Annotated in this window: 24 protein-coding genes; 7 read left to right on the top strand and 17 right to left on the bottom strand. The window is 60.9% G+C overall.

Translation table 11 applies throughout. The features are described 5' to 3' along the window. Positions 1–143 precede the first annotated feature (143 nt). The 4 genes from QTL95_RS23175 to QTL95_RS23160 form a co-directional block, all read right to left on the bottom strand. Positions 144–1,058, bottom strand: a complete 915-nt coding sequence (locus tag QTL95_RS23175; RefSeq protein WP_289722233.1) for a DMT family transporter — start codon at positions 1,056–1,058, stop codon at positions 144–146. 110 nt (positions 1,059–1,168) lie between these two features. Then, a complete protein-coding gene (locus tag QTL95_RS23170; protein ID WP_289722232.1) occupies positions 1,169–2,314 on the bottom strand; it encodes a PQQ-dependent sugar dehydrogenase in 1,146 nt (381 codons plus the stop codon). A gap of 56 nt (positions 2,315–2,370) precedes the next feature. Continuing rightward, positions 2,371–3,150 carry a class GN sortase gene (locus tag QTL95_RS23165; RefSeq protein WP_289722231.1) on the bottom strand — a complete coding sequence of 260 codons (780 nt, stop codon included), beginning with the start codon at positions 3,148–3,150 and terminating at the stop codon, positions 2,371–2,373. Then, entirely contained in the window at positions 3,150–3,509 is a 360-nt protein-coding gene (locus QTL95_RS23160) for a hypothetical protein (protein ID WP_289722464.1), read from the bottom strand. Before QTL95_RS23160 ends, QTL95_RS23165 begins: the two co-directional genes overlap by 1 nt. A 373-nt stretch (positions 3,510–3,882) precedes the next feature. Here QTL95_RS23160 and QTL95_RS23155 point away from each other — a divergent pair, with 373 nt between their 5' ends. Further along, complete coding sequence (locus QTL95_RS23155; RefSeq protein ID WP_289722230.1) at positions 3,883–5,085, top strand: pyridoxal phosphate-dependent aminotransferase; 1,203 nt, start codon at positions 3,883–3,885, stop codon at positions 5,083–5,085. A gap of 141 nt (positions 5,086–5,226) precedes the next feature. Continuing rightward, positions 5,227–6,390: a GGDEF domain-containing protein gene (locus QTL95_RS23150; RefSeq protein ID WP_289722229.1), complete on the top strand. Its 1,164-nt coding sequence runs from the start codon at positions 5,227–5,229 to the stop codon at positions 6,388–6,390. A gap of 75 nt (positions 6,391–6,465) precedes the next feature. On the opposite strand, the gene QTL95_RS23145 is transcribed toward QTL95_RS23150, so the two are convergent. Beyond that, positions 6,466–7,572, bottom strand: a complete 1,107-nt coding sequence (locus QTL95_RS23145) for a calcium:proton antiporter (RefSeq protein WP_289722228.1) — start codon at positions 7,570–7,572, stop codon at positions 6,466–6,468. Between the two features lie 229 nt (positions 7,573–7,801). On the opposite strand from QTL95_RS23145, the gene QTL95_RS23140 reads away from it, so the two are divergent. Continuing rightward, the gene (locus QTL95_RS23140) at positions 7,802–8,083 is read left to right on the top strand and encodes a DUF2188 domain-containing protein (protein WP_037184440.1); all 282 of its coding nucleotides are present in this window, start codon (positions 7,802–7,804) and stop codon (positions 8,081–8,083) included. A 5-nt stretch (positions 8,084–8,088) separates the two neighbouring features. Here QTL95_RS23140 and QTL95_RS23135 read toward each other — a convergent pair whose 3' ends face one another. Further along, positions 8,089–9,006, bottom strand: a complete 918-nt coding sequence (locus QTL95_RS23135) for a LysR family transcriptional regulator (RefSeq protein WP_289722227.1) — start codon at positions 9,004–9,006, stop codon at positions 8,089–8,091. Between the two features lie 92 nt (positions 9,007–9,098). On the opposite strand from QTL95_RS23135, the gene QTL95_RS23130 reads away from it, so the two are divergent. Beyond that, a complete protein-coding gene (locus QTL95_RS23130; protein ID WP_289722226.1) occupies positions 9,099–10,109 on the top strand; it encodes an NAD-dependent epimerase/dehydratase family protein in 1,011 nt (336 codons plus the stop codon). 88 nt (positions 10,110–10,197) lie between these two features. Beyond that, the gene (locus QTL95_RS23125; protein WP_289722225.1) at positions 10,198–10,605 is read left to right on the top strand and encodes a DUF1801 domain-containing protein; all 408 of its coding nucleotides are present in this window, start codon (positions 10,198–10,200) and stop codon (positions 10,603–10,605) included. Between the two features lie 8 nt (positions 10,606–10,613). Here the strand turns inward: QTL95_RS23125 and QTL95_RS23120 are convergent, their stop codons facing one another. The 6 genes from QTL95_RS23120 to trxB form a co-directional block, all read right to left on the bottom strand. Beyond that, positions 10,614–11,417 (bottom strand): aminoglycoside phosphotransferase family protein, encoded by an 804-nt coding sequence (locus QTL95_RS23120; protein ID WP_289722451.1) that lies wholly within the window; start codon positions 11,415–11,417, stop codon positions 10,614–10,616. A 76-nt stretch (positions 11,418–11,493) separates the two neighbouring features. Further along, positions 11,494–12,615: an alkene reductase gene (locus QTL95_RS23115; protein ID WP_289722224.1), complete on the bottom strand. Its 1,122-nt coding sequence runs from the start codon at positions 12,613–12,615 to the stop codon at positions 11,494–11,496. Between the two features lie 28 nt (positions 12,616–12,643). Then, positions 12,644–13,810, bottom strand: coding sequence for an MFS transporter (locus QTL95_RS23110; RefSeq protein WP_289722223.1), 1,167 nt, complete (start codon positions 13,808–13,810; stop codon positions 12,644–12,646). Positions 13,811–13,812: 2 nt separating this feature from the next. Next, a complete protein-coding gene (locus QTL95_RS23105; protein WP_289722222.1) occupies positions 13,813–14,106 on the bottom strand; it encodes an ArsR/SmtB family transcription factor in 294 nt (97 codons plus the stop codon). 545 nt (positions 14,107–14,651) lie between these two features. Next, positions 14,652–15,548 (bottom strand): LysR family transcriptional regulator VtlR, encoded by an 897-nt coding sequence (locus QTL95_RS23100; protein ID WP_037184465.1) that lies wholly within the window; start codon positions 15,546–15,548, stop codon positions 14,652–14,654. Positions 15,549–15,570: 22 nt separating this feature from the next. Further along, positions 15,571–16,545, bottom strand: a complete 975-nt coding sequence (gene trxB, locus QTL95_RS23095) for a thioredoxin-disulfide reductase (RefSeq protein ID WP_289722221.1) — start codon at positions 16,543–16,545, stop codon at positions 15,571–15,573. Positions 16,546–16,775: 230 nt separating this feature from the next. Here trxB and QTL95_RS23090 point away from each other — a divergent pair, with 230 nt between their 5' ends. Beyond that, positions 16,776–17,243: an Lrp/AsnC family transcriptional regulator gene (locus tag QTL95_RS23090; protein ID WP_037184645.1), complete on the top strand. Its 468-nt coding sequence runs from the start codon at positions 16,776–16,778 to the stop codon at positions 17,241–17,243. 17 nt (positions 17,244–17,260) lie between these two features. Here QTL95_RS23090 and QTL95_RS23085 read toward each other — a convergent pair whose 3' ends face one another. From QTL95_RS23085 to QTL95_RS23075, 3 genes are all read right to left on the bottom strand, one after another. Beyond that, positions 17,261–18,046, bottom strand: coding sequence for an FkbM family methyltransferase (locus QTL95_RS23085; RefSeq protein WP_289722220.1), 786 nt, complete (start codon positions 18,044–18,046; stop codon positions 17,261–17,263). Beyond that, positions 18,043–19,014: a hypothetical protein gene (locus QTL95_RS23080; protein ID WP_289722219.1), complete on the bottom strand. Its 972-nt coding sequence runs from the start codon at positions 19,012–19,014 to the stop codon at positions 18,043–18,045. Before QTL95_RS23080 ends, QTL95_RS23085 begins: the two co-directional genes overlap by 4 nt. Before the next feature lie 273 nt (positions 19,015–19,287). After that, complete coding sequence (locus QTL95_RS23075) at positions 19,288–20,082, bottom strand: glycosyltransferase family 25 protein (RefSeq protein ID WP_289722218.1); 795 nt, start codon at positions 20,080–20,082, stop codon at positions 19,288–19,290. A gap of 284 nt (positions 20,083–20,366) precedes the next feature. On the opposite strand from QTL95_RS23075, the gene QTL95_RS23070 reads away from it, so the two are divergent. Beyond that, complete coding sequence (locus tag QTL95_RS23070) at positions 20,367–21,389, top strand: glycosyltransferase (protein WP_289722217.1); 1,023 nt, start codon at positions 20,367–20,369, stop codon at positions 21,387–21,389. Here QTL95_RS23070 and QTL95_RS23065 read toward each other — a convergent pair. Both QTL95_RS23065 and greA read right to left on the bottom strand, forming a co-directional pair. Further along, a complete protein-coding gene (locus tag QTL95_RS23065; protein ID WP_289722450.1) occupies positions 21,373–22,431 on the bottom strand; it encodes a glycosyltransferase family 4 protein in 1,059 nt (352 codons plus the stop codon). The genes QTL95_RS23070 and QTL95_RS23065 overlap by 17 nt on opposite strands. A 30-nt stretch (positions 22,432–22,461) precedes the next feature. Next, on the bottom strand, positions 22,462–22,938 hold the full coding sequence (greA, locus tag QTL95_RS23060; RefSeq protein ID WP_037184477.1) for a transcription elongation factor GreA: 477 nt from the start codon (positions 22,936–22,938) through the stop codon (positions 22,462–22,464). Positions 22,939–23,058: the final 120 nt, after the last annotated feature.

Here is a 23,058-nt window from a genome sequence, read left to right as displayed (position 1 = left end):
CCGCGATACGCAAAAAATCGCTCATGACGCGTGCCAGATGTACGGTTTTATATCGTGGGCAATATAATAACAGGGCAGATTTTTCCCAGAATACACCCATAGCGCGACTGTCTCGCCGCCTCATTTTTTTTGATTTTTTGCGTTCAGCCGGCTTTTGGCATCGATTTGAGGCCCATTGCGGCGCGTCGGCGCGCGATTTCCGGTACGACTTCAACTAGAAGCATAGCAGTGAACATCAGGGCGCAGCCCGCATATCCAAGCGACGAGATGGTCTCGCCGAGCAGCAGTGCGCCGAGCATGGCGCCGAACAGCGCCTCGGAGGAGAGGAAAATAGCGGCTTGCGACGGTGTCGTGTAGCGCTGGCCGATGATCTGCAGCGAAAAGGCCAAGCCGGAGGAGAAGAGGCCCACATAGAGTATCTCGGGTGCGGCGCCGGAAATGGCCGACCAGCTGATCGGCTCCATAGCGATCGCGATGGCGAGCGCACAGACCGCGGTTACAGCGAACTGCGACAATGCGAGGGCAAGCGGGCGCCCGGTTTGCGAAACAGCGATGCCGGCGAAGGTGATCTGCCCCGCCCAGAAGACCGCGCAGACAACAGTGAGCAGATCGCCGCGTGTAAGGGCCGAGAGCTGGCCACCGGAAAGCAGGTAGATGCCAGCGACCGCGAGACCCGCGCCCGGCCAGATCACCCAATGCGGCGCGCGGCGCAGGAAGACCACCGCTATCAGCGGCACGAAGACCACATATAGCCCGGTAATGAAGCTGGAATTGGTGACGGTCGTGGTCTGCAGCCCGATTTGCTGCGTCACCGCGCCGCCGAAGAGGGCGAGGCCGGTGAGAAGATAGAGCGTGAGGTGACGCGGCGTGGTTTTGCCCGTTGCCTTGCGGGCTTCCCTCATCGCGAAGGGCAGGACGGCAAGAGCCGCGATGGCGAAGCGCAGGCCGATGAACCAGTAGGGACCGATCGCCTTCATCGCCGTCGACTGCGCGACGAAGCCGCCGCCCCAGATCGCGGCTGCGAGCAATAGAAGAAGGTTCGCCTGAACGCGCGTCATCTCGTCCTCGATTTGGGGGAGGGCCATTTGTACCGGAGAGCGCTATCAGTTGCCGCGGGAACGGGCAAGATCGGTTCGGCTTTTGTCTAGACCTAGAGTTTCGAAAGGTTCTAGCCGTTGCTCGCCGGTGCGCGCGAGACGCGCAGGAGGGCGCCGTCGTCCTCGTCGGTGAGGATCAGCAGCGCGCCGTCGGGCGCCACGACAACGTCGCGCATCCGGCCGTAGTCGCCGTCGAACATCCGTTCCTCGGCGACGAAGTTGCCGCCGTCGTCACGCTCGAGGCGCGAGAGGAGCTTGAACTTCAAGGCCGCGACCAGGAAGCTTCCATCCCATTCCGGGAACATTGCGCCGCGATAGATGGCGAGCGCGCCGGGGGCGATGGACGGATCCCAGTAATAGAGCGGCTGTTCGAGGCCTTCCTTGGTCGTGCCTTCGCCGATCTCGGCACCGGAATAGTCGCGGCCATAGGTGATGATCGGCCAGCCGTAATTCTTGCCGGGCTCGATATGATTGATCTCGTCGCCGCCACGGGCGCCATGCTCGACGGTGTAGAGTGCACCATCCTTGGCGTCGAAGGTGATGCCCTGCGGATTGCGGTGGCCCTTCGACCAGATTTCAGGAAGCGCCTTGGGGTCGGACTTGAACGGGTTGTCGGCGGGAATGCTGCCGTCGGCGTTGATGTGGATGATCGAGCCGGCGTCATCCTTCCAGTCCTGCGAACGATCGCGGTCGCCCCGGTCGCCGATGCTGATGAAAAGCGAGCCGTCCTTGGCGATGGCGATGCGGGCGCCGTACTGGATGCCGCCGCTGGTGAAACGCTTCATCCTGAAGATCGACTTCACGTTCTCGAGGGATCGGCCATCGGTGGAAAGGGTAGCGCTGAAGGCTTCGGTGCCCGAGCCGCTTCCGTCGCTGGTGGCGGCGGTGAGGTAAATGGTGCGGCTCGTGGAGAAATCGGGGGCGAGCGCGACATCGAGCAGGCCGCCCTGGCTTCTGGCGCTGACTTTGGGCACACCGGAGATCGGATCGGATGCCTTGCCGTCACGAATGATGCGCATCGTGCCGGAGCGCTCGGTCACCAGATAGCCGCCATCGGGAAGCACTTCCACCGCCCACGGATGGTCGAGGCCGTCGGCGATGGTTTCTATCTGGACCGCGACCTTCTTGGTCTGGATGATATCGGCTGCCGTCACCGGTGAGGCGATCGTTGCCGCCAGTATCGCGACGCCAAACTGAAATCCCGCCAATGCCTTCATGATCGCTCCCGTTGCTGTGGGGCCAAGGTGGGGCAGCGGCGCGGACGCTTCAACCCTTACTCGGCGTGCGATAACGGCTTTGTGTTTGGCGCGGGAACAGCGCCGGTCGCCTGTGTATCGACCAGATCGGCTTCGACGACATAGCGTAGCGGGCCGCGCTCGGTGGCGCCGAACGGCCAGCAGGTCGCCAGGACCAGCCGCTTGCCCTGCGTGGTCGGGTCGATGCCGCTGTCGTCCCAAGGCACGATGCGGCCTTCGCCGGCCTTGAAGGTCAGGACCTTGCCGTCGCCGCGCGTCACCTCGATATCGTCGCCAGGATGCACATCCTTCAGCCAGAGGAAATGCGCGTGACGGCGTGCCGAGATCACCGACGTGCCGTCGTCGCCGGGCTGCGGTGTTCCCGCGATCCAGGAGGGGCCGAACGAAGAGGGCTCCGAATTGCCGGCGAGAACGATGGCGTGTTTGCCAAGCCTCGGCGCGCTCACCTTGGCTTCGGTGGTAAAGTCGGCCCAGGGCCAGGGGCGTGCATCCTCACCGCGCAGTTCGGCGGCGAAGGCGCGCTTCAGCAAAATGTGGGAGAGATGGGTCTTGGCCTTGATATAGAGGCCATCTCCGATGAGGATCAGGCCGTAAAGCGCCAATATCGCGATGCTGGCGGCGATCGCCTTTTCGATCAGTGAAAGGCGAGGTAAGAGAGAACGTCGACCGTTCGCGTCTACTACGTCGTAGGCGGTTGCGGCGGCCATCGCCATTTCAAGCTCGATATAGGTCGGAAGCGGCGAGAACGCGCCGGCATCGTCGTCGGCAAGGTTCGGCTTGCCCGGTCGGCCCAGCATTACCGGCGGCTCCCGAACACGCCGCGCAGGCGCCGGTGCCAGACGGCAAGGCCGCTGGTCGCCATCAGCGCCAGCAGCATGGCGGTCAGGCCGCGCATGATCTGCTGGTCGGCGTGGTTTGGCGCATGCACGGCCGATCCGCCACTCAAGATCGGGGAGGAGGCCAGCTGGAGGAAGCTGTTGTCCTGGCTGATCAGCACGCCGTCCACCGCCGTCCCCATATCCGCGGCGTGGGCGGCCGAAATCAGGCCCGAAATCATCAGGCTCGACGACGTGATCGCGACGACCGCGACCAGCAGTGAAATGGAAATGCGACTGGTACGGTTGCGCCGTGCCGCGAACTCGTCTGCCAGAAACATGGTGTACCCTCGATGACCATTGTTTGAGCGTCAAATTTGAGGCCCGGATGTCGGCATGCTCGCGACCGAATTGAGGCACGCCACAGCATTTGTTGCGGCATATTCGTGGCAGAGGCGAATAATGGGGGTTTTTCAGCGGGTGTGGGGCAAAAACGCACCGCTGGCGGCTGCGTCAACAAGCCGTGAAGAACGTAATTCCCGCGAAATGCGCGGAGTTCGGGATCGGCTGGCGAATCGGATCGGACCGATCACGAAGAATCATTGCTCCCATCACGCCTTTGGCCTTGAAAAGCCTGCCCACATTGGACATAGACCTTATCGCGGAATTCCGCCCCCGGCCTTCCGCTAAAATCAACCGTATAGGACCGATATCATGGCCTTTCTTGCCGATGCTCTTTCCCGTGTGAAGCCTTCCGCCACCATCGCCGTTTCCCAGAAAGCGCGCGAATTGAAAGCAAAAGGCCGTGACGTGATCGGTCTCGGCGCCGGCGAGCCGGACTTCGATACGCCTGATAACATCAAGCAGGCGGCGATCGACGCGATCAACCGCGGCGAGACCAAGTACACGCCGGTTTCCGGTATCCCTGAACTGCGCAAGGCGATCGCCGCGAAGTTCAAGCGCGAGAACGGCCTGGATTACTCCTGGGAGCAGACGATCGTCGGCACCGGCGGAAAGCAGATTCTTTTCAACGCCTTCATGGCAACGCTGAATGCCGGCGATGAAGTCGTCATCCCGGCACCTTACTGGGTATCCTACCCGGAGATGGTGGCGCTGTGCGGCGGTACGCCCGTTACCGTCATGACGACGCAGGAAAACAACTTCAAGCTCCAGCCTGCCGACCTCGACAAGGCCATCACCCCGAAGACGAAGTGGTTCATCTTCAACTCGCCGTCCAACCCGTCGGGTGCCGCCTATACGCATGACGAACTGAAGGCCCTGACCGACGTGCTGCTCAAGCATCCGCATGTCTGGATCCTGACCGACGACATGTACGAGCACCTGACCTATGGCGACTTCAAGTTCGTCACGCCCGTCGAAGTCGAGCCGAAGCTCTACGACCGCACGCTCACCATGAACGGCGTCTCGAAGGCCTACGCAATGACCGGCTGGCGTATCGGCTATGCGGCCGGCCCGATCCAGCTGATCAAGGCGATGGACATGATCCAGGGCCAGCAGACCTCTGGCGCGTCGTCGATCGCGCAGTGGGCTGCCGTCGAGGCGCTGAACGGCACGCAGGCGTTCATCCCCGAGAACAAGAAGATCTTCGAAGGTCGCCGCGATCTCGTGGTCTCGATGCTGAACCAGGCCAAGGGCATTTCCTGCCCGAACCCGGAAGGCGCCTTCTACGTCTACCCGTCCTGCGCCGGCCTGATCGGCAAGACGGCACCGACGGGCAAGGTCATCGAGACGGATGAGGACTTCGTGTCCGAGCTTCTGGAATCGGAAGGCGTTGCCGTGGTTCACGGTTCGGCCTTCGGTCTCGGCCCGAACTTCCGTATCTCCTACGCGACCTCGGAAGAACTCCTGGAAGAAGCCTGCAAGCGCATCCAGCGCTTCTGCGGCGCCTGCAAGTAAGGCTTCACGCTTCAATCTGAAACCCGCCGGCGACGGCGGGTTTTTTGTTAGGGGTATGTTTTGCCTGTCGCCATTTAGGGATCGCTAATGACTGCGGCCTAGATACTGCACTCTGTTTCGATAATTCATGTTTCCGATACGATGACGCTTCAATCCTTTCAGCTCGACCTCGCGACCGTCCTCCTGCTGCACCAGTGTTCCTTTCTAGTCGGCGCCCTGTGTTTTCTCTACGCACGCTGGCAGTCGAGGCGAGGAGAGGGGCTGGGGACGCTGGCGATCGGCTTCATGGCCTTGGCGATGTCCTCGACGCTGGCGGGTCTGGGTGACCGCTCCATCATCTCACGGGAAATCTGGACATTCGGAACGTTCGCGTCCGGCGTGATCGGCTATGCGATCTTTTGGGTAGGTATGCGGCGCCTGAGCAGCGGCGGAGAGCGTCGCGCGGACTGGCTGGTGATGATCGCGCCCGCCGTGCTGATCCCGACGGCGCTGGTCACGCAATTCTATCTCGTCGACCCGATCCGGGGCGCTGTTTCCAATTTCATCTCATTCCTCTCGCTTGCCGCGGCCGCCACCACCGTTCTGCGTGACCGGCGCCCGGAGAACCTGCCTGTTCGCCTCGTGCTGTCGGTTGTCATCGCGCTTTCGTCGCTGCTGGCATTGATGATCGTCGTGGCCATGCTGACACCGGCGATAGCGCCGATGACGCCGCGCTGGGCCTTCTTCATTCGCATCATCTGCCATTTTGCCATCGCGCTCTTCGTGATCATTCTCGTCAAGGAGCGGGCCGAGGCGGCACTCAGGCGCGCGGCCGACACCGATATCCTGACCGGGGTCGGCAATCGCCGCTGGTTCACGTCGCGCGTGCCCAAGGTAATGCGCGAAGACGATGCGCTCTTCCTGATGGATCTCGATCTGTTCAAGCAGGTCAACGACCGTTTCGGCCATGATACCGGCGACCAGGTGCTCGTGAGCTTCGCCGATGCCATCGAGAAGAACCTTCGGGCCGACGGCAGCTTCGCGCGGCTGGGCGGAGAGGAATTCGCCGCCTATCTACCGCACACCAGTGCCGAAGAGGCGATGGCGGCCGCGGAGCAGCTTGTGGACGTGGTGCGCAAGCTCGTCGTCGACAGCAATGGCGAGCGCGTGCCGTTGACGGTCAGTATCGGTGTCGCGATGGGCGAGAGCAAGGAGCATTCGTGGAGCGAATTGCTCAAGATGGCGGACGTCGCCCTTTACGATGCCAAGAATGCCGGACGCGATCGCGCGGTATTGTTTTCCGAGCCGGCAAAAGCGGCAGCCTGAGAGATTGATTCAACTGCCGGCGAGATCGAGTCCGGATCCGGCTTCAACGCCTTGAATTCCGATTCCTATTAGCAATCACAGTCCGATCGCCGACAGCATGAGGAAAGTAGCGAAGAGGATGAAATGCGTCATGCCTTCGATCGCATTGGTCTCGCCGTCGTTCAGGTTGATGGCAGCGGCGATGAGGGTAATCGCGACCATCACGGTCTGCACCGGCGTCATCGCCATGATGAAGGGCTGGCCGGTATAGAGCGCGATGGCTTCCATGACGGGCACGGTCAGGATAACCGTTGAGAGCGATGCGCCCATGGCGATGTTGACCGTCGCCTGCATGCGGTTCTTCAATGCGGCACGGAGCGCCGTCATGATTTCGGGAGCGGCGGAGATGGCTGCGACGACGATGGCGGTGAGGGCTACCGGGGCGCCGGTACCCTCGAGGCCCGAACTCATCAGCGTCGACATGATCTCTGCAAGGCCGCCGATGATGACCACACCGATGAGAATGATGGCGATCGAAGCGGTCGCCGATTCCTCGTCCGCGTCGGCATGCGCGTCATGTCCGCCGCTCATGCTCTTTTCCGCGCGTGGATAGGCGTAGCTGAAGAAGTAGCTATGCTGGCCCACCTGCATACGCAGGAACAGACCATAGAGGGCGATCATCGCCACGATGGTGAAGGCCGAGTAGTAGTGCCACTTGTCTGATGGAACGAACTCCGGGACGATCATCGAAATGCCTATCGCCGTCAGGATCATCACGCCATAGGTCTTGCCGGAGTTGTCGTTATAGGGCTGTTCGCCGTGCTTGAGGCCGCCGAGCAGAGCGGCCAAGCCGAGGATGCCGTTGATATCAAGCATCAGCGCCGAATAGATCGTGTCGCGCACCAGCGTCGGCGAACTCTCGCCGCTCATCATGATGCCGAGGATGATGACCTCGACTGCGACGGCGGAGAGCGTCAGGATCATCGTGCCATAGGGATCCCCCACCTTGCTCGCCAGGATCTCGGCGTGGTGCGCGACGCGGATGGAGGCGAGAACGATGGTGACGACAAGGAGCGCTGCGCCGATCAACGCTGCCGCCTGGCCCATCTCGAGCAGCGCGTGCTCCATGGCATAGGCGGCGATCGCGACGATCACCGCGAGCACCAGGAACTTCTCATCTTTCAACCGCGCCGTTATTGTCACATCGAGCTCCCGTGCTGATTCATGCGATATATCTAACCCGATGATTTTGCATGGCAAGTGGGGTCTCGCCCAAGGCTATTTGCAGTCGCGCGGATTTAATGGAATACTAACCCATCGGTCAGCCGGAAGCATAACGCGGCGCCCTCTCGTCTTACCCAGCGGCCCGCGCAGCACCGGATGCAATCCGGTCGGTCTTTCGCGGCAGGAAAAACGAAGAGGAGTGATTTGCATGGTCAAGGTGGTCTACGAGGTCGTCCAACACGACGGAGGATGGGCCTATCGACTCGAGGGGGTCTATTCCGAGGCGTTTCCGACGCATGCGGAAGCGCTAGAGGCAGCCCGGATCGTCGCAGCCGAACAGCAGGTCGGCGGTGATTCAGCCGAGATCAGCTGGCAGGACGACAAGGGCAAGTGGCACGAGGAATATGCCGAAGGCGGCGATCGTCCAGAAACAGAAGTCGTCGATGGTCCTTGGAAGAGTCGTTCCGCCGAAACCTCGCCACGCGCATGAACCGGTCATTGCGGCCAGTCGATCGACCGGGCCGCTCCCCTGACATAATCAGTCAATCCTGCCACCAGCGCATCGAAAGTCACGCGATAGCGCGGTGACGTCCTGATGCCCTCATGCATGACCGCCCAGGTGCCAAGCGGTATCTGGAACGCCTGCTGCAGCACGGGCACCAGATCGGGATCACGGCTGGCGAGCCCGGTCTGGCAGATGCCGATGCCGAGCCCGGCGCGAATGGCCGAAAGCTGCGCCAGCGTGCTGTCCGTCCTGAAGCCGAAGATGAGATCGTCGGCCAGCGGAAAGCGCTTCACCATCGTCCTGACATAGGCCGTCTGACGGTCGAAGCCGACCAGTCGGTGCGCGCCGAGGTCTGCCAAGGTCTGCGGTGTGCCGGTGCGCTCGAGATATCGGCGGTGGGCGTGGAAGCCGAGCGGGATATCGCCGATGCGACGCACGACGAGCGCCTCCTGCGTCGGTTCGGCCATGCGTATCGCGATATCGGCCGCGCGGCTGAGGAGATCCTCGACAGTGTCGGATGCCGAGAGCTCGATATCGAGTTCGGGGTGGGCTTCGATCAGCGGCGCGAGAACGGCCGGCAGTACCTCTACCCCGATGACCTCGCTGGCGCTGATGCGGACGGTTCCGGAGATACGTTCACGATGACCGGAGGCGGTGCGCAGAAGCGCCGCCGATGTCGCGGCTAGGGTTTCGGCATAGGGCTTCAGTTCTAGTGCTGCGTCGGTAGCGATCAGGCCGTTCGTCGAGCGCACGAAGAGCCTGGCGCCGATCGCTTCCTCAAGCGCGTCGATGTGCCGACCAATGGTCGGCTGCGTCAGTCCGAGTTCGCGCGCGGCGGCCGAGAGCGAGCCGTGCTGCAACACGGCGAGGAGCGTTCGGTAGAAATCCCAGTTCGGTTCGCTATTCATAAAAATATGTATAGCTGCGCCACGCATTTCGTCAATTTTCTTTATTTGCACGGCGCGGCATTCTGAGCTCCATCAACGAGATGGAGAGTTCCATGACTGAGCATTCGGAAAATATCGCATTGGTTCTCGGCGCCACCGGGGGCATCGGCGGGGCTGTGGCGCGCGGGCTTGTGGCACGTGGCTGGCAGGTGATGGCGCTGAGCCGCAATGCCGCAGAGGCGCGCGCCAAGATGCCGGGGCTCAAGTGGATGCAGGGTGACGCGATGAACGCGCGGGATGTTATGATGGCGGCAGAAGGTGCCGGCCTCATCGTTCACGCGGTCAACCCGCCGGCCTATCGTGACTGGGAAAAGCTGGTGTTGCCGATGCTCGACAACACAATCGCGGCTGCCCGTGCGGTTGGCGCTCGGATCGTGCTGCCGGGCACCGTCTATAATTTCGGACCGGATGCCTTTCCCGTTCCGAGCGAGGACAGCCCTCAGCATCCGGTCACCAGGAAGGGTGCGATCCGTGTCGAGATGGAGAAGCGGCTTGAGGCTGCGGCGCGCGGTGGCGTGCCCGTCATCATCGTTCGCGCCGGCGATTATTTTGGGCCGGATGCTGGGAACACGTGGTTCGCGAAGGGTTATGTCACGCCGGGAAAACCGGTGACGTCGATCCGGAACCCGGCGCGTCCCGGTGTCGGGCACCAATGGGCTTATCTGCCCGATGTCGCCGAGACGATGATCGCGCTCGTCGAGCGCGGCGACCGCCTGCCGCCTTTTGCGGTCTTTCACATGGCGGGTTTCTGGGATGATGACGGCAGCCGGATGGCTGCGGCCATCAGTCGGGCGGCCGGTGGTGGGGTGAAGCAGCGTGGATTTCCATGGTGGATGGTGCCGCTGGCAGCACCCTTTATCCCGTTCATGCGCGAACTTAAGGAGATGCGCTATCTGTGGCGGGAACCGCTGCGGATGCCGAACACGCGTCTGGTGGCCGAACTCGGCCGCGAGCCGCAGACGCCGATCGACGAGGCGGTACTGAAGACGTTGATTTCGCTCGGCTGCTTGCCTGACAGTGCCGCTGCGATCCCGCATGGCAAGTCGATGCCGGCGGCCGGATAGGCGTTTTGCCGTTGCATCGGCGGGGTGTCCGAGGGTAGCTTTCGCGGCCATGGGAGACAGAGCGCTTCGTTGGAAGGGGAGGACCGGGATGGACGCATCGGAAGAGATCGATCGGCTGATCGAGGGCATCACGGATTGGCGCGGCGCGGCTTTCGCCGATGTCCGCAAGGCCGTGCTTTCGGCGGATGCCGATATCATCGAGGAATGGAAATGGATGGGCAGCCCGGTCTGGTCGTGCGACGGGATGATCGCGGTTGCCAACGCCCATAAGGGCAAGGTGAAGCTCACCTTCGCGCATGGCGCCAAGCTTGCCGATCCTGACGGCCTGTTCAATGCGGGATTGGAGGGCAATGCGCGACGGGCGATCGATTATCTCGAGGGAGACAAGGTCGATGCGGCGGCACTGCAAAGGCTGGTGCGCGCCGCCATCGATTTCAACCGGACGAAGCTGAAGAAGAACGCCTCTGATAAGGCGAAGAAGAACAAGGAAGCCTAGCGGCTACGTCAACCCTGCCGCAACTCGTTGAGCGCGATACGGGCGACCGAGAGCGGGCTTTCGGCTTTGTCCACCGATCCATCGCCGAGGAACCATGCGGCCGACAGGCCGGCGTAGGCAGCGATCCATTGCAACAGGCGTTTCGGTGGAAATCGCGCTTCGGAGGCGACGATGGCGAGCTGCCGTTGCAGGCGGCCGGGGTGGGCGATGGTGGCGAGCTCTTCGTTGACGAAGGTATTGGCGTAGTCGAAGCCGCGCTCGCCAATCAGTCCTTTGGGATCGATCGCCAGCCAACCGTCCGCTTCGAAATCGAGGATATTGCCGTGGTGGATGTCGCCGTGCAGGACGACGGGGTCGATTGGGCTTGCCAGCAGTTCCTCTGCGATGCGGCTGCATTCGACCAGCGTGCCGCCATGGGTATTTGCCGCCGGCGCCAGTTCTCGAAACCAGCGGGAGAGGGGAATGAGCGCCGGCGGCTGGTCCCGGCGCGGGGCGTGGAGCCTCGCCACCGTGGCGCAGATGATCCGGCTTGCCGCATCGTCCTCGGCGCCGGCCGCCATCCGGAGAAGCGATTGCTTGCCCATGGCGCGCTCCAGAAGGACCGCCTCGGCGTCATGTTCGTAGACTTTGGCCGCACCGCCGCCGTCCCACCATTGCATCAGCGCGCCGCCGGCCCGCTCGGCCTCGTCGCTCGATAGTTTCAGCATGGCCGGCTTGCCGTTCCAGAGAACCGGGAGAAGGTGACTGCAGTGGGTGACGATCGGTTCGCCGTCGGCCACAAGCCGCCAGCGCTTGATGTGGGATTCGAACATGGCAGGCATGTTAGCGGCCTGCTGGAAAAAGAAAATCCCGCCGGGCGGCGGGATTTTCATAAGGCTTCGAAAAAGCTCAGGCCGCCTTTTCGAGGGCGGGGTAGTCGATGTAGCCGGTCGGGCCGCCGCCGTAGAGGGTCGCCTGGTCGAGTTCATTGAGCGGGGCATTGATCCTCAGTCGCTCGACGAGATCGGGGTTGGAGATGAAGGGCTTGCCGAATGCGACGAGATCAGCCCTGCCGCTCTCGATGGTATCGATGGCGAGCTGACGGTCGTAGCCGTTGTTGACCATCCAGCTGCCCTTGCCGCCGGCCTTCTCGTAAACCGCGCGCAGGCCAGCGTAATCGAAGGGCTTGTCGCCCTGCTGGAAGTTGCGATCGCCGCCCGTGGCACCTTCGATGACGTGGATGAAGGCGAGATCATACTTCGCCAGGCCTTCCACGACATGGTCGAAGAGCGGCTGCGGAGCCGGGTCGGATGCGTCGTTGGCAGGCGTGACCGGCGAGATGCGGATGCCGGTGCGGCGGGCGCCGATTTCCTTTGTGATCGCATCCGTCACTTCGAAGAGGAAGCGGGCACGGTTTTCGATCGAGCCGCCGTACTGGTCGGTGCGGTCGTTGATGTCGGCGCGCAGGAATTGGTCGATCAGGTAGCCGTTGGCGGCGTGGATCTCGACGCCATCGAAGCCGGCATCGATCGCGGCGCGAGCGGCCTTGCGGTAATCCTCGACGATGCCGGCAATTTCAGCGGTTTCAAGCGCGCGCGGCTCGGAGGTCTCGGCGAAGGAACCGGTGCCGTCTTCGTTGACGAGATAGGTCTTCGACTTAGCGGTCTTGTTGCTCGATGAGACCGGCTTGCCGCCGTTCGGCTGCAGCGTGGTGTGCGAGATACGGCCGACATGCCACATCTGCACGACGATCTTGCCGCCTTCGGCATGAACGGCATCCGTCACCCGCTTCCAGCCGTCGAGGGCTTCCTGGGTGTAGAGGCCGGGAACATCGGCATAGCCCTGGCCCTGGTGGGTGATGGCGGTGGCTTCGGTGATGATGAGACCGGCCGAGGCGCGCTGGCGGTAATATTCAACGTTGAGATCGTTGGGCGTGGCGCCCGGCGAACGGTTGCGCGTCAGCGGCGCCATGACGATGTGGTTCTTGAGGGCGATATCGCCGACCTTTGTGGGTTCGAAAAGCTTGCTCATGGTCGTCCTTTCTTGGTCGATGTGAAGATCACGCGGCAGGGGTGGGGGCTGTCTGTTGCCCGGCCGAGCGATAGGTGAGAAGGGTGGCGCCAAGGCCGATCACGGCCATCAGCGCGGCTGCGAGGGGAACGTCGGTCATGTCGAGCCCGGCATCGATTACCATGCCGCCGGCCCATGCGCCGAGCGCGTTTCCGGTGTTGAAGGCGCCGATGTTGATCGTCGAAACCAGGTTCGGCGCATCGCGGCCGAAGCGCACGACGCCGACTTGCAGCGCCGGCACGGCGGCGAAGCTCGCCATGGCCCAGATGAACAGGGTGATTTCGGCACCGATGAACGAGCGGCTGGTGAAGCTGAATGCGATCGAGGTGATGGCGATCAGCGCGAAGGTGCCGGCAAGGGCCGGGCCGAGCTTCCAGTCGGCGAGCTTGCCGCCGATGAGGTTGCCTACCGTCAGGCCGAGGCCGATCAGGAACAGTGTCCAGGTCACGCCCTCCGGCGAGAGGCCGGTGACATCGCGCAGGAGCGGCGCGATATAGGTGAAGAGCGCGAACATCGAGGCGGCGAAGAAGACGGTGGTGGACAAAGCCAGCCACAGATGGCCGTTCCTGAGCGCGGCGATCTCGCGGAAGATGTTGCCCTGTTCCTCGTTGCGGTCCTTGGGCAGGATGGCGATCAGGCCGATGAAGGTGAGCACGCCGATGACGGTGACGACCGCGAAGGTGGAGCGCCAGCCATAGGCCTGGCCGATGGCGGTGCCGAGCGGAACGCCAAGCACGTTGGCGAGCGTCAGGCCGGTGAACATCAGCGCAACGGCGCGGGCCTTGCGATCAGGTGCCACGAGATTAGCGGCGACCACCGAGCCGATGCCGAAGAAGGCGCCATGGCAAAGCGCGGTGACGATACGGGCGATCATCAGCACCCAGTAATCCGGCGACAGCGCACAGAGCAGGTTTCCGGCGACGAAGAAGGCCATCAGCGCGATCAGCGCCGTGCGGCGCTTCAGGTGCGCGGTCGATACCGCCATGATCGGCGCGCCGATGGCGACGGCCAGCGCATAGCCCGTGACCAGCCAGCCGGCCTGCGGGATGGTAACAGCAAGGTCGGACGCGACCTCTGGCAGCAGGCCCATGATGACGAATTCGGTCGTGCCTATCGCAAATGAGCTCAAGGCGAGAATGACGAGGGCGAGAGGCATGCTCAAAGATCCTGGGAAAGTTGCTTCAAAAAGGCAGCGATGGTTTCTTCATTACGCTTGTAAAAAATCCACTGGCCGACGCGCTTGGTGGTGACAAGGCCGGCGCGGTGCAATGTGCCGAGATGGGCGGAGACAGTGGACTGTGACAGGCCGCAGCGCTCGAACTGGCTGGCGCAGACACCCATTTCCAGTGGGTGCTCCTGAGTAGCGAAGTGCTCCCCTGGGTTCTTCAGCCAGGTCAAGATTTCCATGCGCGCCGGGTTGGACAGGGCCTTTAGGATTTCGTCTTTTTCCATCGTCGTTTGCCGAACTATAAATCGTCGATCTCCGATATATGGATTGACGATTTTCGATATTCAAGACGCATCGCGAAAACACATGCACTTTTATCGGGAGGCTAAATTTTAGGCAAAAAAAGAGGGCCGCCGAGTGAACGGGGCCCTTTAAGGTGTGAAGGTCAATAAACCTCCAGAGGGGAACAGCTAACGCGGTGGCACTGGGAGAGAGCCACGAAATGCATCAGCTGAGGGTGATATGATGCTTTGCCGGGCAAATTTCAATGACCGTTTGCGCATGCCTGCTATGCATTGCAACATTTTTAGGTGCGGTGCGAAATGAATGGGCAAAAAAAGAGGGCCGCCGAACGAACGGGGGCCCTTTATAGGTATGAAGGTCAATAAACCTCCAGAGGGGAACAGCTAATGCGGTGGAACTGGGAGGAAAGCCACCGTGTGCATCAGCTAAGTGCGATATGGTGCTTTAATGAGCAAACGGCAACCCTCTTTTTGTGCATGCCAGACATGCAAGAGTTGCACGGCTTGTATTTTTGGTCTAAAAACAACTAGAAGTTCCAGTTTCTGGCCTTGCTGACGATGAAGTCGCGGAAGGCCTTGAGCTTGGCGGCGTTCTTCATTTCGTCGGGGTAGCAGAAGTAGGTGTCGAAGGACGGAACGTCCGCATTGATCGGCAGCTGGATCAGCCCGGGGTCGCGGCCGACGATATAGTCGGGCATGCAGGCGACGCCCATGCCGAGCAGGCAGGCCCGCTTGATCGAAGTCTGGCTGTTGATCTGCAGGTGAGGGATGCGCTTGTTGTCGGACGAACGGCCGGCGATCTCCAGCCAGTTGACGTCGAGCAGGTAATTCGGCGCCGGCTCCCCGAAGGTGATGATGCGGTGATTGTCGAGATCCTCGACCGTCTGCGGCTCGCCGTGGCGGTTGATGTAGGAGGGCGCGGCGTAGACGTGCATGTGCACGGTGAACAGCTTGCGCTGAATAAGATCGGACTGCTGCGGCTGGCGCAGGCGGATCGCGCAATCGGCATGGCGCATGTTGACGTCCACTTCCTCGTTATCGAGGATCAGCTGGATCTGGACGTCGGGATAGAGCTGCATGAACTCCTGGATCTTGTCCGTGAGCCAGCCCTGACCAAGACCAACCGTCGTGGTGACGCGCAGCTTGCCCGACGGCGTTTCCGTCGTCTCGGTAAGCTGCATCTTCACGGTTTCGAGCTTCAGCAGCACGTCATGGGCGGTGCGGTAGAGCAGCTCGCCCTGTTCGGTCAGAATCAGGCCGCGGGCGTGGCGATGGAACAGCTTGGTGCCGACATCCTGCTCCAGCGCGCTGACCTGGCGGCTGATCGCCGATTGGGACAGGTGCAGCTTGTCGGCCGCATGCGTGAACGATCCGGCTTCGGCAGCTGCGTGGAAAATACGCAGCTTGTCCCAGTCCAACGGCATCCCACCACCCCTCATGCCGATATTACTCCGCAGCTACTGCGACGGGCATCTGGCCCGTGAGATAACGTTCGGCCTCGAGCGCTGCCATGCAACCCATGCCGGCGGCGGTGATCGCCTGGCGGAAGGTGTCGTCGGTGACATCGCCGGCCGCGTAGACGCCATCGACCGAGGTCGCGGTCGAATCGGGCGCGGTCCAGAGATAGCCGTTGTCCTTCAGCTTCAGCTTGCCCTTGAAGAGCTCGGTTGCCGGCGCATGGCCGATGGCCACGAAGACGCCGTCGATCGTGTGGTCGGCGAGGGCGCCGGTTCGCGTGTCGCGCAGGCGAACGCCTGAAACGGACGGCGGCATCGGCGGCTTGGCCGGGGCGCCGGTGATCTCGGCGATCTCGGTGTTCCAGAGGATCTTGACGTTCTCCTTGGCGAAGATGCGTTCCTGCAGGATCTTTTCCGAACGGAAGCTGTCGCGGCGATGCACGACGGTCACGGTCTTCGCGATATTCGAAAGATAAAGCGCTTCCTCGACGGCCGAATTGCCGCCGCCGACCACGATCACGTCCTTGTTGCGATAGAAGAAGCCGTCGCAGGTGGCGCAGGCGGAGACGCCGAAGCCCTGGAAGGTCTGTTCGCTCTCGATGCCGAGCCACTTGGCCTTGGCGCCGGTGGCGATGATCAGCGTATCGGCGGTCCAGACCTGACCGCTATCGGTGCGGGCGACGAAGGGACGCTGGTTCATCTCGACTTCGGTGACGATGTCGTTGACGATCTCGGCGCCGACATGCTTGGCCTGCTGCAGCATCTGGTCCATCAGCCAGGGGCCTTGGATCGGATCGGCGAAGCCCGGATAATTTTCCACGTCGGTGGTGATCATCAGCTGTCCGCCTTGCTCCATCCCTGCAATGAGGACCGGCTTCAGCATCGCGCGTGCCGCATAGACGGCAGCGGTGTAGCCGGCGGGGCCGGAACCGATGATGAGCACCTTGGTGTGGCGGGCGGACATGTGATTTCCTTTCAACTGTCAGACGGCGGCGGCTAAAAGGCTTTTGAAAACCGTTCGCGATCCATCCGTCATTTATGGACGTCCAATGTTATTATTCAAGGGCAGCCGTGCGTTACCAACAAGGCATTGCCGTTGTCAGGGGAAGAATCCGTCACAATTGCGAAAGATTCTTGCGTAATCCGATGCTTTATATAGAAGCTGGCATTCGCAAATTAAAGAAAGGCCTGAACGTGCTTCGCGCGGAACTCGATGCTATCGACATAAAAATCCTGCGCGAGCTGCAGACCGACGGCCGCATGACCAACGTCGAACTTGCCGACCGCGTTGGAATCTCGGCTCCGCCCTGCCTGCGCCGCGTGCGCAAGCTTGAGGAAGCGGGGGTGATCGAGGGCTATCACGCGATGCTGAACAGCCCGAAGCTCGGCTTCGACCTCGTCGCTTTCTGCATGGTGGGACTGAAGCACCAGTCGGAAGCCAACCTCAAGGCGTTCGCCGCGGCCACGGCGCAATGGCCACTGGTGCGCCAGGCCTGGATGGTCTCCGGCGACAGCGACTTCCTGCTGCACTGCGTGGCCGAAAACCTGACGCGCTTCCAGGACTTCGTGATCGAAGTGCTGACCGCCAACGAGCATGTCGATACGGTCAGGACCATGCTGACGATCCGGCAGGTGAAGAAGCTGGGGTTGGTGGAGGTCTGACGGGCTCCAGCGTGGGTTTATTGGGCCGCCGGCGTTCTTTCGTAGAGCATTGTCATCCGGCTGAAATTGGCTTTTTTGACCCGAAAACCGTAGTCAACAAGGACCGTATTTGTCTCCACGAATGTGTGAGTCTGTTCCTTGCCGCGCTCAAAACCGCAATCCACTGCAACGTAATCTATTTTTGGGAGCAGATTTGCCGCGCCCGCCAAAACCTCCGGCTCCGCACCTTCCGCCTCCAGCTTCAGGATAATCTTTGCTCCCGGCGGTATATCGTCAACGACTGTGTCCAGCCGTCGTGCCTCGATTTCGTGAACGCTATCGAAATCGTTCATCTCGATTGCCGAGCTGTCAGCCGTGCCAGCTTTGCTGAAGAAACGCAGCACAGTATTTTCAGACCACAAAGCCAAGCGATGAGTTCGGCTCGCGCCGTCAAACGCATTCAGATCTGCACATCTCGCTTCCAAAGGTTCAGGTTCGAAAGCGATATACTGCATTTGCCGCTTCTTCGCCCATAATCCCAACTCGCCGATATTGGCGCCGCAGTCTATGAGCAAGTCCCCGGGGTTCGTGGGGATCTCGCCTAGATTATACTGATTGGCCAGGGCGTCTACGCCTGCCGCCACTCCCTTCTTGGAGCGATTATGCCTTGATCTGCGGCAAATATATAAACTCTGATTGTCGTCGCTGACCTTGTAGATACGAGCTTCAGGAACAGGCGAAATCTGATGTTTCTTGCCTCTGAGCTTGTTTCTGATGTTTATGAAGAAGCAATAAAGTGCTGGGGGAACAATTTCTGTTTTCATGCGATGTTTTCGCCTACGTCATTGCCTAATTTAGTGTGTTGTTTATCCGCCAGATAGGCGCTCACTGCGAGCCGTAGCTGCGCCCATCCGGCCATCGGCGCGACGCGTTGTTGCGCACGGCGCTTAATTCGCGATACTGTGGCGGATGTCAGTATATCGTGCTCTCTGTTTTCCCAGAGCATCTCAACATCAGCTGTCTTCGCACGCCACTTGAACGGCTCAAAATGATAGAATGTGTAGCGAGGATCATCACTGGGAAGCAGGTCGATGTCTGGTCGTTGGCTGGGATTCAGCATTCCCGCAACCGGAAAATGAATCCTTCTTGCGTCTGACAACCAGGCGGCAGCCCAAGCGAAGGAGCTTATGGATATGGCAATCTGACTCGATTTTCTAAGTGTTTCAAAGTCCTCAATCGGTGACTTTGGGGGTGAGAAGATCGCCTTAGGATATTTTTCCCTAAGTTTGGCCGTGTAATAGCTATCTTCCAACTGACCTAGAAAGACCGGATTTGCATCCGCGTTCTTTAATACTCCGTCGATGTATGAGAATGGAACGGGATAGTAATCTTTATGGGCATCGCGAAGAATATCACCTCCCCGAATATGGAACACAATATGGTTGTCTCCGTATCCAGTAACGTTTCTCGCTTCCGGTCTGATTTTATTCCTATAAAAATCTGCGCTAGCATAGTTTGACAGACGGAATGCCAAGCCTGACAGAGCCAGAGAACACGGCGAACGCGCCTGCAGAATCTTTACTACGCCCCTCGACGTAATGCGATTTCCCTTGATTTTAAGTTCCTTGCCGCCGGCTTTTACTGGATTGTCGCAAACGAGACCCAATTCGGGGATGTGATACCCGTGCAACGATAAATCTGGAAACTGGCGTTGAACATTCGCAGCAAAAAAATATTGAAGTAGCTGGTTAGCCGTGCCGCCCCTCGGCACAATTCGCAGTGAGGAGTTCATGATTACTTTCTACATCTTTGTAATATTAATTTAGCAAATAACGTATTAACACGTAACAATCGCAGATTTTTATGGATTCGTAGTCTATGACTCGAATTCTGTACAGGGGGTTTGAAAATCCCCCCAAAAATAATTTTATTGAAAAGATATACGCGCGTTTACTTACTCTGCGTGTATTTCAAATTGAAAGAATCTGACGTGCGGTGAGGTGGTATCAAAATATAGTGTAATAGTGTTGGCGGCTTGAAAAATCCGCCTTAAGTCTCGCAGAAGTTATCCGTGACGGCGGGCCGCCTTGATGTGGCGGCGGAACCGCTTCTTGTGGACGAAGGCGATCAGCTTGTCTTCCATCAGGCGGCGCTGCTTGGTGATCCCGTAGTACCACTTTCTCTTGTTGGTCTTTCGCTGCTGGCCTGAGCTGGCGAGGATCTGGCTTGCGGCGTCCGTCGTGGTCACAGGGGCGGGCCAGAAGCTGTAGCCGTGGCCGGAGCGGGTCAGCCAGTAGCGGAAGTAGTTGTCGACAGGCGCGAACATCTTGCGATGTCCCTCGACGAAGAGCCGGGCGCCCTCGCGCGACCAGACGATGGCGCTGGTCGTCATCGGGAAATAATGCGCGGCCACGAGCTCGCAGGCGTGGTCGTTAACGGTGTAGCTCGCCAGCGGCGTTGCAATCTTCAGTTTGTTGTTGCCGATGTTGATGAGCCGCCAGTTGGGGTCTATCTTCTCGAGGTCGGGGAGTGCCTTTTCCAGCAGTGCGACCGGATTGCAGAGCGGCAGCGCGTCGTCCTCGAGGATCAGCAGGTAGCGCGCATCGGACGCCAGAAAGCGGGTGGCGGCGTCGAGGTGGCTGCGGTAGCAGCCGATCTCGCCGCCGACGAGGCTGCGGCCCATGTAGCGTTCGGCCCTGTTCTCGTCGTAGTCGGCCACGGTTGCGAGATCGAGCTTGCGGCCATCGAAAGCCGACACGCGCTTGAACGTCACGCCATAGGCCGCAAGACGCCCGCTGATGGCCTCAAGGCGGTCATTGCTGCCATCCAGATTGATGACGTAAACGTCGAGCGATTGCATGTCTTGCCGTTCCTGCGGTGAGAATTCGGCTCCTTGTGATGGATCGCGCCGATCTTTGCAATATTGCAGCTGCCGCAAACAGCGAGGTGCGCTCGGTGGAAGAGGGTGCGTACGGGTTCGCCAACGCCTCAAACCACGCTGGCGGCAGTGGTTTTGTTGCAACATTCCTGTGGCAACGCCCTATCAAGCCTTGTTCGCCATGCCCCCAACCTATAGATGAGGCCGCTATGCGTGCCAGTGGCCGGCATCGGCGACGGCAGATGTGAACAGATCGGGGCGGGGCAATGCGCGTTCATCAGTATATTTTCGGCAAGGACGGCGGCGCGGAGCGGTTTTTCGTGCATCTGGTGGCAGCACTTGCCAAGCGCGGCGTTGATCAGACAACCGTTATGCGCTGGAACCGCCGCTGGAAGCCGGATGTCGAGCCCTATTCCCGGGTGATTGAAAGCAACTTCAGAAACCTCTCCATCGACCGCCTGTTGCTGCCGATCCGCGTGCGGATGATGGCGGAGATGCAGAAGCCGGACGCGATCATCTCCTGGTCGACGCGCGGCGCGCGCCTGATGCCCGCCTACAAGGGCGGCATGAAGCTCTCACGCCTGGGCGATTACCCGACCCATCTCGGCTACTTCAAGAACACCGATATCCTGGTGTGCAACACGCCCAGCATCGGCGATCATGTGCGCCAGCTCGGCTGGGATCGCGGCGTCGAGGTGATTTCCAATTTCACGGATACCGCTCTCGTCGAGCCGATCTCGCGGGCGGAAGTCGACACGCCCGAGGGTGTGCCCATCGTCATGACGATGGGTCGCTTCGTCAAGCGCAAGCGCTTCCACCTGCTGATCGAGGCGATGACCTCGGTGCCGGACGCCTATCTCTGGATCGCCGGTGACGGCGAGGAGCGCGAGGCGCTGGAAGCCACGATGCGCCAGCACAAACTCGAAAACCGCGTGCGCTTCCTCGGCTGGCACAAGGATACCCGTCGCTACGTGGCGGCCTGCGATATCTTCGTCATGCCGTCGAGCCACGAGCCCCTCGGCAACGTCATTCTCGAGGCGTGGGCGCAGAAGAAGGCGGTGGTTTCGTCGCGTTCGGAAGGACCGCTCTGGTTCGTGCGCGACGGCGACAACGGTCTGCTCGTCGATATCGACGATGTTCCCGGCTTCGCGCGCGCCATCAACCAGCTCATCGCGCAGCCGCAGTTGGCCGCGACGCTCGGCGAGAACGGCCGCGCATCGCTGATCGGTCAGTTCTCCGAAGACGCGATCTGCGATGCCTATATCGAGCTGTTCAAGCGGAAGCCATAGTCCGGTAGATTTCGCCGAGGCTCATCGCTTCACCTTCGATGCTGAAATTGGCGATCGCGTGCTCGCGTGAGCAGGCGGATGCCTTTTCGCGCCTGGCGTCATCATCCATGAACGTGCCCGCGGCCTCGACCATCGCGTCGAGGTCATCGCGGGGGATGATCAGGCCGGTCTCGTTTTCGCCTGTTACCAAAAGTTCCGGGAAGGCGCCGACGTCGGTGGCGATGACGGGGACGGATGTCGCCATGGCTTCCAGCGGCGTCAGGCCGAAGCCTTCCCAGCGCTGCGGGGCGATGAAGAGATCAAGGGCGCGGTACCAGTCGTTGATGTTGGTGTGCTCGCCGACGAAGAGGATGCGGTCGGCAAGGCCGGCGGCGGTGACCCGCGCCTTCAGGCCGCTTTCAAAATCCACATGCTGCGAGGTCGCGCGGCCGGCGACGATGGCGATCCAGTCCGGCCGCGAGGGGAGGAGGCGGATCATGCTGTCAACGAAGAGATCCGTGCCCTTCTGGTGGCGGACACGACCGAAGCAGCCGGCGATCTTCTTCGTGGCGTCGAGGCCGCAGGCGCGCTTGGCGTCGGCCTTGTCCGCTGGCGGCGAGAAGCGTTTCGTGTCGATGCCGTGGAGTGAGACGCTGTTGGGGACTTCGAGATAATCGGCCGTCTTGCCTGAAGTGGCGATGATCGCGTCCATCTTCGAGATCAGCCACTTGGTCCAGCCGGTGTGGCGGCGCTGCGAGGCGGAGGTAAAGACGATCTTCAGCGGCATGCGCAGGCCGTCGCGCATGATGATGGCGGGAAGCATCTCGATGTTGCGGCGAGCATGCCAGATACGGAAGGATTTTCCGCGCGGCGGCGTCCACAATTTCGGCAGGTCGCGGAAGCGGATATGGGGCAGGGTGCGGGGCAGGCCGGGGCCGAGAGCCGCGACCTTCTGGCCGAGGCTGCGCTGCACCGGGATCAACTGGATGATCGTGGAGGTGACGCCGGAAAGCCGCTTCTTGAAATTCGGAGCGATGATTTCGACGTCATCTATGTCGATGATGTCAGCCTTGTCCCTGTCCGCCACCTGATATCAGCCCCAGGTGATGGCGAGAACTTCGTAAGCCTTGGAGCCGCCCGGCGCGTTGACCTCGATCGAATCGCCGACTTCCTTGCCGATCAGCGCGCGGGCGATCGGGGAGGAGATGGAGATGCGGCCCTGCTTCACGTCGGCTTCCTGGTCGCCGACGATCTGGTAGGTCTTTTCTTCCTCGGTGTCCTCGTCGACAAGCTTTACCTTGGCGCCGAACTTGATCGTGCTGCCGGACATCTTCGAGAGATCGATAACCTCGGCGCGCGCCGTCAGGTCCTCAAGCTCGCCGATGCGGCCTTCGTTGTGGCTCTGTGCTTCCTTGGCTGCATGGTACTCGGCATTTTCCGACAGGTCGCCATGGGCGCGCGCTTCGGCGATGGCCTCGATGATTCTCGGGCGCTCTTCCTGCTGGCGCCAGCGCAGCTCTTCGTTGAGCTTCACGAAACCACCCTGCGTCATCGGTACCTTATCAACCATGTCTTTGTCCTTTAGTCCTTGTGTCCGCGCACATTGGCAACGACACAAAAGAAAACAGGTCCCGAAGGGGAGCTTCGGAACCGTGCAATAACCTATTCGCCGATTTATAGCAGATTGCGC

The sequence above is a fragment of the Rhizobium sp. S152 genome (assembly GCF_030380735.1).
Classification (GTDB): Bacteria; Pseudomonadota; Alphaproteobacteria; order Rhizobiales; family Rhizobiaceae; genus Rhizobium.
The sequence above is the reverse complement of the archived record's forward strand: the minus strand, read 5'-3'. Positions and strand labels throughout refer to the sequence as shown.